Genomic DNA, 15,123 nt, shown 5'->3' on the forward strand with positions numbered 1-15,123 from the left:
TCACCGGATGAACGACCCCGCGTTGCCGGCGAGGTCGAGGATCGGACCCGGGACGATGCCGAGCAGGAGGGTGGCCGCGAAGCCGACCGCGATCACGACGGCGGTCAGCACCGACGGCATGGCGATGGTGGGCCCCTCGCCGACCGGGTCGGCGAAGTACATCTGCACGATCACGCGGAGGTAGAAGAACGCCGCCACCGCCGACAGGACCACCGCGATCACCACGAGCGGGACGGCCCCGCCCTGGGCGGCCGAGGTGAACACCGCCCACTTGCCGGTGAAGCCGCTGGTCAGCGGGATGCCCGCCATGCCCAGCAGGAAGAACGACATCACCGCCGCCACCAGCGGCGCCTCCTTGCCCAGGCCCGCCCACCGGCTGAGGTGGTTGGCCTCGCCGCCGGCGTCGCGCACCAGCGTCACGATGCCGAACGCACCGACGGTCATGAAGCCGTAGGTCACCAGGTAGAACAGGACGGCCTGCAGCGATGAGATCTGGACCGAGTCGGGGCCGCCGGAGTAGAGGCCGACGAAGCCGACCAGCACGAAGCCCGCGTGCGCGATCGAGGAGTAGGCCAGCATGCGCTTGATGTCGCTCTGGACCAGGGCGAAGAGCGAGCCGACCACCATCGTGGCGATCGCGACCGCCCAGATCATCGGGGTCCAGTCCTCGCGGGCGCCACCGAAGCCGACGTAGAACAGGCGCAGCAGGGCACCGAAGGCCGCGATCTTGGTGCACGCGGCCATGAAGCCGGTCACCGCGGTCGGGGCGCCCTGGTAGACGTCGGGGGTCCAGGAGTGGAACGGCACGGCGCCGATCTTGAACAGCAGGCCGACCGCCAGCAGCGCGATGCCGCCGAGCAGCAGCCCCTCGCCACCGACGCGGCCGGAGACCGCCTGCGAGATCGCGGCGAAGTCGGTGGCGCCGGCGTAGCCGTAGACCAGCGCGACGCCGTAGAGGAAGAAGCCCGAGCTGAAGGCGCCGAGCATGAAGTACTTCAGCGCTGCCTCCTGGCTGAGCAGCCGGCGGCGACGGGCCAGCCCGCAGAGCAGGTAGAGCGGCAGCGAGAAGACCTCGAGCGCGACGAACATCGTGACCAGGTCGTTGGACGCCGCGAAGAGCATCATGCCGCCGACCGAGAACATCAGCAGCGGGAAGACCTCGGTGTGCTCCAGGCCCTGCGAGGACGCCTGGCGCTCGGCCTCGGTGCCGGGCAGCGCGGCCGCCTGGCCGGCGAAGGCGGTGACGCCCCCGTCGAGCTGCCGCTCGGCGAAGAGCAGCGCGCTGAGCAGCGAGAGCACGAGGAGCAGGCCCCAGACGAAGACCGACGGACCGTCGACCGCGATCGCGCCCATCGCGGCGATCGCACCACGGGCGCCGTCGTACTCCTTCAGGTCCCGCGCGACGAGGACGGTCATGACCAGGGCGCCGACCGTGCCCAGCACCGTCACGGCGGTCTGCAGCAGGTAACGGCGCTCGCGCGGGGCGAAGGCCTCGACCAGGACGCCGACCAGCGCGACGCCGAAGACCACCAGGAGCGGGGAGAGCTCGAAGTACTCCAGCTTCGGGGTGTCGAACGCGTTCACTCGTGCGCCTCCTCGGCAGCAGGGACGTCACCGGGGCTCACGGCCGGCGAGGGGTCGTGGGCGCCGACCTGCGTCAGCGTGGTCTCGACCGCCGGGCTGATCACGTCGATCAGCGGCTTGGGGAAGAAGCCGAAGAAGACGATCAGGGCCAGCAGCGGCGCGAGCGCGGCCACCTCGCGACGGTCGAGGTCGCGGATCGGCGCGACGGCGGGGGTCACCGGGCCGGTCATGGTGCGTTGGTACATCAGCAGGATGTAGAGAGCGGCCAGCACGATGCCGAAGACCGCGAAGACGGCGTACCACCAGTTGTGCACGAAGGCGCCGGTCATCACCAGGAACTCCGAGACGAACGGCGAGAGGCCCGGCAGCGACAGCGACGACAGGCCGCCGACCAGGAAGATGCCGGCGAGCACCGGAGCGACCTTCTGGACCCCGCCGAAGTCCTGGATCTGCCGCGAGCCGCGGCGCGCGATGAGGTAGCCCGTCACCAGGAACAGCACACCGGTCGAGAGGCCGTGGTTGAACATGTAGAGCGTCGAGCCCACCTGGCCCTGGCTGTTCATCACGAAGATGCCCAGCACGATGAACCCGAAGTGGGACACCGAGGTGTAGGCGATCAGGCGCGGGATCGACTTCTGCGCGATCGCGACCAGGCCGCCGTACAGCACGCTGATGACGGCCAGCGTGAGGACGACCGGCGTCGCCCAGCGCGAGGCCTCGGGGAACAGCTCCAGGCAGAACCGGATCATCCCGAAGGTGCCGATCTTGTCGAGGATGCTCACCAGCAGCACCGAGGTGCCGGGCGTCGCCTCGTCGGCGGCGTCGGGCAGCCAGGTGTGCACCGGCACCATCGGCGCCTTGACCGCGAAGGCGATGAAGAAGCCGAGGAACAGCCAGCGGCCGGTCGAGGTGCTCACGTCCTGCATCAGCGGGTGCAGGTCGGAGAGCAGGTAGGTCGGGGTGCCCCCGTTGAGCTTGGCCGACTGGACGTAGAGACCCACGACCGAGGCCAGCATCACCAGGCCGCCGAGGAGGCTGAAGATCAGGAACTTGACCGCGGCATAGGTGCGGCGCGGGCCGCCGTACCCCCCGATGAGGAAGTAGATCGGGATCAGCGTCGCCTCGAAGAACACGTAGAACAAGAACACGTCGACCGAGGAGAAGACACCGATCGCCAGGCCCTCGAGCGCCAGGATCCAGGCGAAGAAGGCGTTGGTGGACCATCGGCCGACGTCGGCGTCGCGCCAGGAGGCGACGATCACGACGGGCACCAGGATCGTGGTCAGCAGCACCAGCACCAGGCCGGTGCCGTCCACGCCGAGGGCGTAGTGGGCGCCGAAGGCGCTGATCCACGCGTGGGTCTCGGTGAGCTGGTAGCCCTTCTCGCCGGTGTCGAACTGCAGCGCCACCGCGATCGAGAGCGCGAAGGTCAGCACCGAGAAGCCGAGGGCCGCCTGCCGTCCGATCGTGCCGTGCTTGGGCATGGCCATCACGACGATTGAGCCGACGATCGGCAGCAGGAGTGCTGCGGTCAGCCAGGGGAAGCTCATGTCAGGTTCACCGCCAGGAGGGCCCCGAGCACGAGCGCCGCGCCGAGGAGGAGGGACAGGGCGTAGGAGCGGACGTAGCCGGTCTGGATGCGCCGGAAGGTGCCGGACATGCCCATCGCGGAGGAGCCGGTGCCGTCGACCACTCCGTCGACGATCGTGTCGTCGAAGCGGGCCAGCCCCTCCACCATCGTGTTGCCGGGCCGCATCAGCACCGCCTCGTTGAACGCGTCGCCGTAGAGGTCGGCGCGAGCCGCGCGGGTGGCGAACGAGACCTTGGCGGGCGCCTGGCGCGGGATGTCGCGCTTCATGACCAGCAGCCACGCCACGGCGATGCCGATCGCGACCGTCACCAGGACGATGAGCGTGTAGGCGATCGCGGGCAGCGGGAGGTCGTGCTCCGGCTCCTCGCCCACCACCGGCGCGAGGAAGTCGGTGATCCACCCGCCGACGAGAAGCAGGCCGCCCAGGGCGGACAGCGCGGCCAGCACCATCAGCGGCACGGTCATCACCTTGGGCGACTCGTGCGGGTGCACGCCCTCGGACCAGCGCTTCTCGGAGACGAACGTCAGGATCATCAGCCGCGTCATGTAGAACGCGGTGATGCCGGCGCCGACCAGCGCGGCGGTGCCGGCCCACCAGCTCTGGCCGAACGCCGTCTCGATGATCTTGTCCTTGGACCAGAACCCGGAGAAGCCCGGGAAGCCGATGATCGCGAGGTAGCCCATCGCGAAGGTCAGGAACGTGATCGGCACGGCCTTGCGCAGCCCGCCGTAGTGCCGCATGTCGACGTCGTCGTCCATGGCGTGCATCACCGAGCCGGCGCCGAGGAACATGTTGGCCTTGAAGAAGCCGTGGGTCAGCAGGTGGAAGATCGCGAACGCGTAGCCCGCGACCCCGAGGCCGGCGGCCAGCATCATGTAGCCGATCTGGCTCATCGTCGACCCGGCCAGCGCCTTCTTGATGTCGTCCTTGGCGCACCCGATGATCGCGCCGAAGAGCAGCGTGACGACGCCGACGATCATCACCGCGGTGCGGCCCACCTCGGTGCGCTCGAAGATGAAGTTCGAGCGGACCACGAGGTAGACGCCGGCGGTGACCATGGTCGCGGCGTGGATCAGCGCGGAGACCGGGGTCGGACCCTCCATCGCGTCGAGCAGCCAGGACTGCAGCGGCACCTGGGCCGACTTGCCGCAGGCGGCCAGCAGGAGCAGCAGGCCCAGGACGTTCAGCGTGGTGTCCGACGCCCCGCCGGCCAGCTCGGAGACGCCGACGAACTGCACGGTGCCGAAGGTCGCGAAGAGCAGCATCGCCGCGAGTGCCATGCCGATGTCGCCGACGCGGTTGACCACGAAGGCCTTCTTGGCCGCGACCGCGGCGCTGTTGCGGTGCTGCCAGAACCCGATGAGGAGGTACGACGCGAGGCCGACCCCCTCCCAGCCGAGGAACAGGCCGAGGTAGCCGTCGGACAGGACCAGCACGAGCATCGAGGCGACGAACAGGTTGAGGTAGGCGAAGAACCGGGCCCGCCGCTCGTCGTGCTCCATGTAGCCGATGGAGTAGACGTGGATCAGGAAGCCCACGCCCGTGATCAGCAGGACGAACAACGCCGACAGCGGGTCGTAGAGGATCCCGAGGTCGACCTTGAACCTGCCCGCCTCGAACCAGGTCCACAGGTGGCTGCCGAGCTGGCGGTCACCCTCGTCGCGGCCCAGCAGGCCGACGAAGGCCAGCAGTCCGACCAGGAACGACAGGCCGACCGTGGCGGTGCCCAGCAGGTGGGCCCAGGCCGACGTACGCCGGTTGCCCAGGAGCAGGATCGCGGCGGCGCCGAGCGCCGGGAGCGCGATGACCAGCCACAGCACGTCGTACACCCCGCCACCGGAGGTGGGGTGGACGACCGGCACCGCGCCGGAGCCCTCGGACAGGAAGAGGTTCGCCATGTGTCTCAGTCGCTCCTCAGTACTTCAGCAGGCTCGCGTCGTCGACCGAGGCCGAGCGGCGGGTGCGGAAGATCGTCATGATGATCGCCAGGCCGACGACCACCTCAGCCGCGGCGACCACCATCACGAAGAAGGCGGTCACCTGCCCGTCGAGGTTGCCGTTGACCCGGGAGAACGTGACCAGGGCCAGGTTGCTGGCGTTGAGCATGAGCTCGACGCACATGAACACCACGATCGCGTTGCGTCGCGTGAGGACGCCGATGCAGCCGATCGTGAACAGGATCGCCGAGAGGGTCAGGAAGGGTGTGGCGCTCATCGGCGCGCCTCCTCGTCGTCGCCGGTGGTGAGCTCGGTGACGTCGTCGGCCAGGTCGGCAGTGGACTGCACGTTGCCGCGCGCGGCCAGGACCCGCGAGACCGAGAGCTCCGAGGCGGTGCCGTCGGGCAGCAGGGCCGGGGTGTCGACCGCGTTGTGGCGGGCGAACACGCCGGGGCTGGGCAGCGGGCCGACGTGCTTGCCGTGGTCGGCGTAGTCGCGCATGCGCTGGCGGGCCATGTCGGCCTGGCTGAGCTTGGGCGTGAGCCGCTCGCGGTGGGCCAGGACCATCGCGCCGAGCGCGGCGGTGATGAGGAGGGCCGAGGTCACCTCGAAGGCGAAGATGTACTTGCTGAACAGCAGCTGGGCCAGGCCCGGCACGTTGCCGCCCTTGTTGACCTCGTCGAGCCCGACGATCGCGCCGACCGACGTCTGCGCGACGCCGAGGGCGAGGAGCAGGCCGAAGACCAGGCCGACGACCGCCGCCATGAGGCGCTGCCCGCGGATCGTCTCCACGACCGAGTCGCCGGCATCGACGCCGACCAGCATCAGCACGAAGAGGAACAGCATGAGGATCGCGCCGGTGTAGACGATGATCTGCGTCGCGAAGAGGAAGGGGGCGTCCTGCACGAGGTAGAGGATCGCCAGCCCGACCATCACGACCGCCAGCAGCAGGGCGGCGTGCACGGCCTTGCGCACGAAGAGGATGCCGAGCGCGGCCAGGACCATGAACGGCGAGAGGATCCAGAAGGCGATCACGACTTGAACTCCCCTCGGTAGTAGTCGCCCTCGTCGTCGCCGAGGCGCATCGGGTGCGGCGGCTGCTCCATGCCCGGCAGCAGGGGGGCGAGCAGGTCCTTCTTCTCGTAGATCAGGTCCATGCGGTTGTCGTCGGCCAGCTCGTACTCGTTGGTCATCGTGAGCGCACGCGTCGGGCACGCCTCGATGCACAGGCCGCACAGGATGCAGCGCAGGTAGTTGATCTGGTAGACGCGGCCGTAGCGCTCACCGGGCGAGAAGCGCTCGTCCTCGGAGTTGGAGGCCCCCTCGACGTAGATCGCGTCGGCCGGGCACGCCCAGGCGCACAGCTCGCAGCCGATGCACTTCTCGAGGCCGTCGGGCCAGCGGTTGAGCTGGTGACGACCGTGGAACCGCGGCGCGGTCGGCTTCTTCTCCTTGGGGTACTGCTCGGTGACGACCTTGCGGAACATCGTCCGGAAGGTCACCCCGAACCCGGCGACCGGGTCCCAGAACTGCTCTTTGAGGGTCGGCATCAGCTCTCCTGGTTCGAGGTCTGGTGGCTCACGGTCCGGCCGGTCACGGAGTAGGCCGGCGCGGTCATCGGCGGGACGGGGTAGCCGCCGGCGTAGGGGTCGAAGGCGTCCGCGGTCTCCTCGTCGGCCTCCTCCTCGTAGTCGCCGCCGAAGAAGAAGGCCACCAGGGTGATCGCCGCGACCACGCCGATCGCGATCAGCAGGGTCTGCCGGTCGACGCCCCCGTCGAGGGTCATCGCGCGGATCGTCGCGACCGCCACGATCCAGCCCAGCGAGATCGGGATGAGGCGCTTCCAGCCGAACGCCATGAACTGGTCGTAGCGCAGCCGCGGCAGCGACCCGCGCAGCCAGATGAAGAAGAAGATGAAGACCAGGACCTTGCCCATGAACCACAGGAACGGCCAGTAGTCCTGGTTGGCGCCGTCCCACAAGCTGATCGGCCACGGTGCGCGCCAGCCCCCGAGGAACAGGGTCGTGGCCAGGGCCGAGACCGTCGCCATGTTGATGTACTCGGCGAGGAAGAACAGCGCGAACTTCAGCGAGGAGTACTCGGTGTGGAAGCCGCCGACCAGCTCGCCCTCGGCCTCCGGCAGGTCGAACGGCGCGCGGTTGGTCTCCCCCACCATCGCGATCACGTAGATCACGAACGACGGCACGAGGATCAGCCCGAACCAGATGTCCTTCTGGGCCTCGACGATCTGCGAGGTCGACATCGAGCCGGCGTAGATGAAGACCGCGACCAGCGCCAGGCCCATCGCGACCTCGTAGGAGATCATCTGCGCCGAGCTGCGCAGGCCGCCCAGCAGGGAGTACGTCGAGCCGGAGGACCAGCCGCCGAGCACGATGCCGTAGATGCCGACCGACGAGATCGCCAGGATGAACAGCACGGCGACCGGCATGTCGGTCAGCTGGAGCTGGGTCGTGGTGTCGGTGAACGGGATGCGCACCTCGGGGCCGAACGGGATCACCGAGAAGGCGACGAAGGCCGGCACCACCGACAGCACGGGCGCGAGGATGAAGACGATCTTGTCCGCCGCCTTGGGCGTCAGGTCCTCCTTGAGCGCCAGCTTCACCCCGTCGGCGAGGCTCTGCAGCAGGCCGAACGGGCCGTGCATGTTGGGGCCGATGCGGTGCTGCATCCGGGCCACCACGCGCCGCTCCCACCAGATGTTGAACAGCGTGAGCAGCACGAGGACCACGAAGATCATCAGCGCCTTGAGCAGCACCACCCACAGCGGGTCGTTGCCGAAGGGACCGTTGAGGTCGGCCTCCCCTGCCTTGGTGAAGATCAGGTGGGTCACCGGACTCCCTCCAGAGTGGCCTCGGCCAGGGAGAGCGTGACGCTCCCACCCGACGCGACGCCGAGGTCTCGGCGCAAGTGCACCCCGCCGGCGGCGGTGGGCGCCCACACCACGTGGTCGTCGAGGTCGGCGACCTCGGCGGGCAGGACGACCGACCCGCGCGGGCCGCCCAGCTCGACCGAACCGCCCTCGACCAGGCCGAGACGGTCGGCCGTGGCGCGGCTGACCAGCACCACCGTCGGCGGTCCGCTGGCCTTGTAGAACTCGTCGCCGTCCTGCATCGGGCCGTCGCCGATCATCGACTTCCAGGTGGCGAGGACCAGCGTGGTCTCGGCGGGCTCGGCCACCGGCTCCGGCGCCACGCTCGGGGCCTCCGCACGGCCGCCGTCCCACGCCCCCAGCTCGTCGAGCTCGGCCGCGGCACCCTCCGGGGTGCGGAAGCCGAGGTGCGCGCCGAGCTCATCGGCGATGCCGGCCAGGGCGCGGACGTCGGGGATGGCGTTGGAGGTGGTGAGGACCTTGCCGAACGGGCGGACCCGGCCCTCCCAGCTGGTGAAGCTGCCCGCCTTCTCGGCGGGCGGTGCGACCGGCAGGACCACGTCGGCCAGGGCGGTCACCGCGCTCTCGCGCAGCTCGAGGCTGACCACGAAGCCGGCGGCCTCGACCGCGGCGCGCGCGGCGGCCGGGTCGGCCAGGTCGTCGAGCTCCACGCCGGCGACGACGAGGCCGGCGAGGTCGCCGCTCGCGGCGGCGGCCAGGATCGCGTCGGTGTCGCGGCCGGGGGCGGACGGGACGGTCGTGCCCCAGACGGTGCCGACGTCGACCCGCGCCGAGGCGTCGCCGACCGGGCGGCCGCCCGGCAGCAGGGTCGGCAGGGCACCGGCGTCGAGGGCGCCGCGGTCGCCCGCGCGCCGCGGGACCCAGGCCAGCCGGGCCCCGGTCTGCGCCAGGAGCACGCTGACCGCGCTCAGAGCGCCCGGGACGCTCGCCAGGCGCTCGCCGACGAGGATCACTCCCCCGGCGTCGAGCGCGAGCTCACCGTCGTGGCCGAGCCGCTCGATCGCGGCCGGCTCCTCACCGGGCGCCGTGCGTACGACGGTCGCGGACAGCTTGGCCAGGCCGCGCGAGGTGTGCGGGGCGACCGCGAAGACGCGCGGGCCACCGGCACGGACGGCCTTGCGGAGCCGCAGGAACAGCGAGCCGGCCTCCTCCTCGGGCTCGAGGCCCAGCAGGAGCACCGCACCGGCCCGCTCGAGGTCGGCGTAGGTGACCCCGAGGCCGGTGCCGGCGACGTGGGCGCCGAGGAACTGCGTCTCCTCGGCCGACAGCGGACGGGACCGGAAGTCGACGTCGTTGGTCTCCAGCGCCACCCGGGCGAACTTGGCGTAGGCGTAGGCGTCCTCGCGGGTGAGCCGGCCGCCGGTCAGGACCCCGACGCCGCCGTTGCGGCGGGCGTGGGCGAGGCCACGGGCGGCCACGGCGAAGGCCTCGGGCCACGAGGCCGGGCGCAGCTCACCGGTCTCCTCGTCGCGCACCTGCGGGTGCGTGAGGCGGTCGGTGGCGGTGGCGTAGCCGAAGGCGAAGCGGTCCTTGTCGGAGATCCACTCCTCGTTGACCTCCGGGTCGTTGCCCGACAGCCGCCGGACGACCTTGCCGCGCCGGTGGTCCACCCGGATGGCCGACCCGCACGAGTCGTGCTCGGCGACCGACGGGGTCGAGACCAGGTCGAAGGGGCGGGCGCGGAAGCGGTACTGCGCCGAGGTGAGCGCGCCGACCGGGCAGATCTGGATCACGTTGCCCGAGAAGTTGGAGCGGTAGGGCTCCTGCTCGTAGATGCCGACCTGCTGGAGCGCGCCACGCTCGATCAGCGCGATGAACGGGTCGCCGGCGATCTGCTCGGAGAAGCGGGTGCAGCGGGCGCACAGCACGCAGCGCTCGCGGTCGAGCAGCACCTGGGCGCTGATGTTGATCGGCTTGGGGAAGGTGCGCTTGACCTCGACGAAGCGCGTCTCGCCGCGTCCGTTGGTCATCGCCTGGTTCTGCAGGGGGCACTCGCCGCCCTTGTCGCACACCGGGCAGTCGAGCGGGTGGTTGATCAGCAGCTGCTCCATGACCCCGTGCTGCGCCTTGTCGGCGATCGGGGAGCTGAGCTGGGTGTTGACGACCATCCCCTCGGAGACCGTCATCGTGCAGGAGGCCTGGGGCTTCACGCGACCGGGCGGGCCCATCATCGTGCGGGGCTCCCCGTCCGGACCGGGCAGGGCGACCTCGACGAGGCACTGGCGGCAGGCGCCGACCGGCGCGAGCAGCGGGTGGTCGCAGAAGCGCGGGATCTGGATGCCGACGGTCTCGGCCGCACGGATCACCAGGGTCCCCTTGGGGACGCTCACCTCGATGCCGTCGATGGTGAGGGTGACCAGGTCGGTCTTGTCGACGTCGCTCTTCGAGCCAGCCGTCACGGTCATGCGCGTGCTCCCGCGGTCGCGAACAGGGTGGAGGCCACCGGGTCGAAGGGGCAGCCGCCGCGCTCGAAGTGCGCGAGGTACTCCGCCCGGAAGAACTGGATCGACGAGGCGATCGGGCTGACCGCGCCGTCGGCCAGGGCGCAGAACGACCGGCCCAGGATGTTGTCGCACTGGTCGAGCAGCTGCTCGAGGTCGTCCTCGGTGCCGATGCCCTTCTCGAGCCGCGCGAGGACCTGGACCAGCCACCAGGTGCCCTCGCGGCACGGGGTGCACTTGCCGCAGGACTCGTGCTTGTAGAACTCGGTCCAGCGCAGCACCGCCCGGACGACGCACACGGTCTCGTCGAAGATCTGCAGCGCCTTGGTGCCGAGCATCGAGCCCGCGGCGCCGACGCCCTCGTAGTCCAGCGGGACGTCGAGGTGCTCGGCGGTCAGCAGCGGCGTCGAGGACCCGCCGGGGGTCCAGAACTTCAGCTCGTGACCGGCACGCACACCGCCGGCCATCTCCAGCAGCTCGCGCAGGGTGATGCCGAGCGGCGCCTCGTACTGCCCGGGGCGCTCGACGTGGCCGGAGAGGGAGTAGAGCGTCATCCCCTTGGACTTCTCGGTGCCCATCGAGGAGAACCACGCGGCGCCGTTGCTCACGATGCAGGGCACCGAGGCGATCGACTCGACGTTGTTGATCACCGTCGGCGAGGCGTAGAGCCCGGCGACGGCGGGGAACGGCGGCCGCAGCCGGGGCTGGCCGCGCCGGCCCTCGAGGGAGTCCAGCAGCGCGGTCTCCTCGCCGCAGATGTAGGCGCCGGCACCGGCGTGCACCACGATGTCGAGGTCGTAGCCCGTCCCGTGGATGTCCTTGCCGAGGTGCCCGGCGGCGTACGCCTCCGCGATGGCCGCCTGGACGCGCCGGACCACGTGGAGGACCTCGCCGCGGATGTAGATGAAGGCGGTGTTGGCCCGGATCGCGTAGGAGCTGATGATCACGCCCTCGACCAGCGTGTGGGGGCTGGCCATCATCAGCGGGATGTCCTTGCACGTGCCCGGCTCGGACTCGTCGGCGTTGACCACGAGGTACTTCGGCTTGGGGTTGTCCTGCGGGATGAAGCCCCACTTCATGCCGGTCGGGAAGCCCGCGCCACCGCGACCGCGCAGGCCGGAGTCCTTGACCAGCTGGATGAGGTCGTCGGGCTGCATGCCGAGCGCCTTGTCGAGGGCCTCGTAGCCGCCCGCGCGGGTGTAGGAGTCCAGTCGCCACGGCGTGTCATCGCGCCAGGTGGCGGACAGGACCGGGGTGAGCTGCGTCGCCTGGGTGGTCACTTGTCCTTCTCCTCCCCGCTGGTCAGGGCCTTGTCGTCGGGCGAGGGCGCGGTCCAGCCCCGCTCCCGGGCCAGGTCGAGGCCGACCATGGAGGCAGGGCCGCCGGCCGGGCCCTCGTCGGCGAGCCCGTCGTTGTAGCCGGCGAGCACGCGCTCGGCCTCGCGCCAGGTGCAGATGCGGGGACCGCGGGTGGAGCGGACCTCCTTGCCGGCGCGCAGGTCGTCGACCAGCTGTGTCGCGGACGAGGGGTCCATGTTGTCCATGAACTCCCAGTTGACCATCATCACCGGGGCGTAGTCGCACGCGGCGTTGCACTCGACGTGCTCGAGCGTGATCGCGCCGTCCTCGGTGGTCTCGTCGTTGCCGATCCCGAGGTGCTCCTGGAGCCGCTCGAAGATCGCGTCGCCGCCCATGACCGCGCACAGCGTGTTGGTGCAGACGCCGACGTGGTAGTCGCCGACCGGCCGGCGCTTGTACATCGTGTAGAAGGTCGCGACGCCGGCGACCTCGGCGGCGCTGAGGCCGAGGATCTCGGCGCAGGCCTCGATGCCGGCCGAGGTGACCCTGCCCTCCGCGCTCTGGACCAGGTGGAGCATGGGCAGCAGCCCGGAGCGGGCCTGGGGGTAGCGGGCGGCGATGTCGCGCAGCTCGGCCATCGTCGTCTCGTCGAGCGGTCCGCTGCCGGGCGTGATCGCGTCGCTGTGCGTGGACAGACCGCTCATCGGTCGACTCCTCCCATCACCGGGTCGATCGAGGCGATGGCGACGATGACGTCGGCCACCTGCCCGCCCTCGCTCATCACCGACGTGGCCTGCAGGTTCGTGAACGACGGGTCGCGGAAGTGGACCCGGTAGGGGCGCGTGCCGCCGTCGGAGACGACGTGGGCCCCGAGCTCGCCGCGCGGCGACTCCACCGGCACGTAGGCCTGGCCCGGCGGGACGCTGAAGCCCTCGGTGACCAGCTTGAAGTGGTGGATCAGCGCCTCCATCGACTCGCCCATGATGTGGCGGATGTGGTCGAGGGAGTTGCCCATGCCGTCGGTGCCGACCGCGAGCTGGGCGGGCCAGCCGATCTTCTTGTCCTCGATCATGACCGGCGCGCCCTGGAGCTTCTCCAGGCGGGCCGCGCACTGCTCGACGATGCGCAGCGACTGCCACATCTCCTCGAGGCGGATGCGGAAGCGGCCGTAGGAGTCGCTGGTGTCCCAGGTGACCACGTCGAACTCGTAGTCCTCGTAGCCGGAGTAGGGCTGGGTGCGGCGCAGGTCCCAGGCGTAGCCCGTCGAGCGGAGCACCGGCCCGGTGATGCCGAGCGCGAGGCAGCCGGCGAGGTCGAGGTGCCCGACGTCCTCGAGGCGGCCCTTGAAGATCGGGTTGGCGTTGCACAGCGCGGCGTACTCCGGGAGCCGCTTCTTCATCAGCTTGACGAAGTCCTTGATCTGGCCGAGCGCACCCGGTGGGAGCCGCTGCGCGACGCCGCCGGGACGGATGAACGCGTGGTTCATGCGCAGTCCGGTGATCAGCTCGAACAGGTCGAGGACCAGCTCGCGCTCGCGGAAGCCGATCGTCATCACGGTCAGCGCGCCGATCTCCATGCCGCCGGTGGCGATGCAGACCAGGTGGGAGGAGATGCGGTTGAGCTCGGAGAGCAGCACCCGCAGGACCTGGGCCTTCTCGGGGATCTCGTCCTCGATGCCGAGGAGGCGCTCGACGCCGAGGCAGTAGGTGAGCTCGTTGTGGAACGGCGCGAGGTAGTCCATCCGGGTGCAGAACGTCACGCCCTGCGTCCAGGTGCGGAACTCCATGTTCTTCTCGATGCCGGTGTGGAGGTAGCCGATGCCGCACCGGGCCTCGGTCACCGTCTCGCCCTCGAGCTCGAGGATCAGGCGCAGCACGCCGTGGGTGGAGGGGTGCTGCGGGCCCATGTTGACGACGACGCGGTCCTCGCCCTCGTCGGCGACGCCGCTGACGACGGAGTCCCAGTCCTGGCCCGTGACGGTGAAGACCCGGCCCTCGGTGGTCGCGGACTCGGCGGCGGCGTAGGGGTCGGCGCCCTGGGTGCCCTGGGTGCCCTGGGTGGTGGTCATGAGTAGGACCTCCGTGTGTCCGGCGGCGGGATCGTCGCGCCCTTGTACTCGACGGGGATGCCGCCGAGGGGGTAGTCCTTGCGCTGCGGGTGGCCCGGCCAGTCGTCGGGCATCTCGATGCGCGTCAGTGCCGGGTGGCCGTCGAAGACCAGCCCGAAGAAGTCGTAGGTCTCGCGCTCGTGCCAGTCGTTGGTCGGGTAGACCGAGACGACCGAGGGGACGTGCGGGTCGGCGTCGGGTGCGGTCACCTCGAGCCGGATGCGCCGGTTGTGGGTCATCGAGAGCAGGTGGTAGACCGCGTGCAGCTCGCGGCCCTCCTCCCCGGGGTAGTGCACGCCGCTGACGCCCAGGCACACCTCGAAGCGCAGCTCGGGGTCGTCGCGCAGCAGCTGCGCGGTCTCGAGCAGCCGGGCGCGGCGGACGAAGAAGGTGACCTCGCCCCGGTCCACCACGACCTTCTCGATCGCGTCGTCGAGGCCGATCCCGGCCAGCGCGCCGCGGAGCGCGCCGTCGACCTCGTCGAACCACCCGCCGTACGGCGCCTGGCTGGCGCCCGGCATCGCGACCGTGCGGCGCAGGCCGCCGTAGCCCGAGGTGTCGCCGGACCCGTGGACGTTGAACGAGCCCTGGCGGGTGCCGATCACGTTGACGCCGTGGTCGGCGGGGTCGACCGGCAGGCCCGAGGTCGAGCCCGCGGCGATGGTGTCGTCGTTGCGGTCCTGGTCGTCGGGAGGGGTCATCGCAGCAGGCCTCGCTGGTCGGCGGTGGGCAGCGCGTTGAGCGCAGCGGTCTCCAGCTCGAGCTTCTCGGTCGCGCGGTGGGCGCCGAGCTTGGTGTGCTGGACCTGGTCGTGCAGCTTGAGGATGGCGTCGATCAGCATCTCCGGGCGCGGGGGGCAGCCGGGGAGGTACATGTCGACGGGGACGACGTGGTCCACGCCCTGCACGATGGCGTAGTTGTTGAACATGCCGCCGGACGACGCACAGACGCCCATCGCGAGCACCCACTTGGGCTCGGCCATCTGGTCGTAGATCTGACGCAGCACGGGAGCCATCTTCTGGCTCACCCGGCCCGCGACGATCATCAGGTCGGCCTGGCGCGGCGAGGCCCGGAAGACCTCCATGCCGTAGCGGGCGAGGTCGTAGCGCGGACCGCCGGTGGTCATCATCTCGATCGCGCAGCAGGCCAGGCCGAACGTGGCCGGCCAGAACGACGCCTTGCGGAAGTAGCCGGCGACGCCCTCGACGGTCGTCAGCAGGACCCCGCTGGGGAGCTTCTCCTCGATACCCATG

Annotated in this window: 13 protein-coding genes; all 13 read right to left on the minus strand. The window is 70.4% G+C overall.

Going from position 1 to position 15,123, the window contains the following annotated elements; all coding sequences use genetic code 11:
- The 13 genes from nuoN to J2S63_RS06250 all read right to left on the minus strand — a co-directional run bounded on the left by nuoN (position 1) and on the right by J2S63_RS06250 (position 15,122).
- Entirely contained in the window at positions 1–1,584 is a 1,584-nt protein-coding gene (nuoN, locus tag J2S63_RS06190) for an NADH-quinone oxidoreductase subunit NuoN (protein WP_310299989.1), read from the minus strand.
- Complete coding sequence (locus tag J2S63_RS06195) at positions 1,581–3,134, minus strand: NADH-quinone oxidoreductase subunit M (RefSeq protein WP_310299992.1); 1,554 nt, start codon at positions 3,132–3,134, stop codon at positions 1,581–1,583. Before J2S63_RS06195 ends, nuoN begins: the two co-directional genes overlap by 4 nt.
- Positions 3,131–5,074 carry an NADH-quinone oxidoreductase subunit L gene (gene nuoL, locus J2S63_RS06200; RefSeq protein WP_310299995.1) on the minus strand — a complete coding sequence of 648 codons (1,944 nt, stop codon included), beginning with the start codon at positions 5,072–5,074 and terminating at the stop codon, positions 3,131–3,133. Before nuoL ends, J2S63_RS06195 begins: the two co-directional genes overlap by 4 nt.
- Before the next feature lie 16 nt (positions 5,075–5,090).
- On the minus strand, positions 5,091–5,390 hold the full coding sequence (nuoK, locus tag J2S63_RS06205) for an NADH-quinone oxidoreductase subunit NuoK (protein WP_310299999.1): 300 nt from the start codon (positions 5,388–5,390) through the stop codon (positions 5,091–5,093).
- Positions 5,387–6,148, minus strand: coding sequence for an NADH-quinone oxidoreductase subunit J (locus J2S63_RS06210; RefSeq protein ID WP_310300001.1), 762 nt, complete (start codon positions 6,146–6,148; stop codon positions 5,387–5,389). Before J2S63_RS06210 ends, nuoK begins: the two co-directional genes overlap by 4 nt.
- Positions 6,145–6,663, minus strand: coding sequence for an NADH-quinone oxidoreductase subunit NuoI (gene nuoI / locus J2S63_RS06215; RefSeq protein ID WP_310300003.1), 519 nt, complete (start codon positions 6,661–6,663; stop codon positions 6,145–6,147). Before nuoI ends, J2S63_RS06210 begins: the two co-directional genes overlap by 4 nt.
- Positions 6,663–7,871, minus strand: coding sequence for an NADH-quinone oxidoreductase subunit NuoH (gene nuoH, locus J2S63_RS06220; protein WP_310306610.1), 1,209 nt, complete (start codon positions 7,869–7,871; stop codon positions 6,663–6,665). Before nuoH ends, nuoI begins: the two co-directional genes overlap by 1 nt.
- 89 nt (positions 7,872–7,960) lie before the next feature.
- Positions 7,961–10,429, minus strand: a complete 2,469-nt coding sequence (locus tag J2S63_RS06225; RefSeq protein WP_310300006.1) for an NADH-quinone oxidoreductase subunit G — start codon at positions 10,427–10,429, stop codon at positions 7,961–7,963.
- Complete coding sequence (nuoF, locus tag J2S63_RS06230; protein ID WP_310300009.1) at positions 10,426–11,745, minus strand: NADH-quinone oxidoreductase subunit NuoF; 1,320 nt, start codon at positions 11,743–11,745, stop codon at positions 10,426–10,428. The genes J2S63_RS06225 and nuoF overlap by 4 nt, the downstream gene beginning before the upstream one ends.
- On the minus strand, positions 11,742–12,467 hold the full coding sequence (nuoE, locus tag J2S63_RS06235; RefSeq protein ID WP_310300013.1) for an NADH-quinone oxidoreductase subunit NuoE: 726 nt from the start codon (positions 12,465–12,467) through the stop codon (positions 11,742–11,744). Before nuoE ends, nuoF begins: the two co-directional genes overlap by 4 nt.
- Positions 12,464–13,831: an NADH-quinone oxidoreductase subunit D gene (locus J2S63_RS06240; protein WP_310300016.1), complete on the minus strand. Its 1,368-nt coding sequence runs from the start codon at positions 13,829–13,831 to the stop codon at positions 12,464–12,466. Before J2S63_RS06240 ends, nuoE begins: the two co-directional genes overlap by 4 nt.
- Positions 13,828–14,571, minus strand: coding sequence for an NADH-quinone oxidoreductase subunit C (locus J2S63_RS06245; protein WP_310300019.1), 744 nt, complete (start codon positions 14,569–14,571; stop codon positions 13,828–13,830). The genes J2S63_RS06240 and J2S63_RS06245 overlap by 4 nt, the downstream gene beginning before the upstream one ends.
- Complete coding sequence (locus J2S63_RS06250; protein ID WP_310300022.1) at positions 14,568–15,122, minus strand: NuoB/complex I 20 kDa subunit family protein; 555 nt, start codon at positions 15,120–15,122, stop codon at positions 14,568–14,570. The genes J2S63_RS06245 and J2S63_RS06250 overlap by 4 nt, the downstream gene beginning before the upstream one ends.
- Position 15,123 lies beyond the last annotated feature (1 nt).

It is taken from the genome of Nocardioides marmoribigeumensis (assembly GCF_031458325.1).
GTDB lineage: Bacteria > Actinomycetota > Actinomycetes > Propionibacteriales > Nocardioidaceae > Marmoricola_A > Marmoricola_A marmoribigeumensis.

Excerpts from the sequence above, each read along its gene's own strand:
- nuoI (WP_310300003.1), bottom strand. The coding sequence starts at position 6,663 with ATGCCGACCCTCAAAGAGCAGTTCTGGGACCCGGTCGCCGGGTTCGGG.
- nuoK (WP_310299999.1), bottom strand. The coding sequence starts at position 5,390 with ATGAGCGCCACACCCTTCCTGACCCTCTCGGCGATCCTGTTCACGATC.
- J2S63_RS06250 (WP_310300022.1), bottom strand. The coding sequence starts at position 15,122 with ATGGGTATCGAGGAGAAGCTCCCCAGCGGGGTCCTGCTGACGACCGTC.
- J2S63_RS06195 (WP_310299992.1), bottom strand. The coding sequence starts at position 3,134 with ATGAGCTTCCCCTGGCTGACCGCAGCACTCCTGCTGCCGATCGTCGGC.
- nuoL (WP_310299995.1), bottom strand. The coding sequence starts at position 5,074 with ATGGCGAACCTCTTCCTGTCCGAGGGCTCCGGCGCGGTGCCGGTCGTC.
- nuoE (WP_310300013.1), bottom strand. The coding sequence starts at position 12,467 with ATGAGCGGTCTGTCCACGCACAGCGACGCGATCACGCCCGGCAGCGGA.
- J2S63_RS06225 (WP_310300006.1), bottom strand. The coding sequence starts at position 10,429 with ATGACCGTGACGGCTGGCTCGAAGAGCGACGTCGACAAGACCGACCTG.
- J2S63_RS06245 (WP_310300019.1), bottom strand. The coding sequence starts at position 14,571 with ATGACCCCTCCCGACGACCAGGACCGCAACGACGACACCATCGCCGCG.
- nuoH (WP_310306610.1), bottom strand. The coding sequence starts at position 7,871 with ATGATCTTCGTGGTCCTCGTGCTGCTCACGCTGTTCAACATCTGGTGG.
- J2S63_RS06240 (WP_310300016.1), bottom strand. The coding sequence starts at position 13,831 with ATGACCACCACCCAGGGCACCCAGGGCACCCAGGGCGCCGACCCCTAC.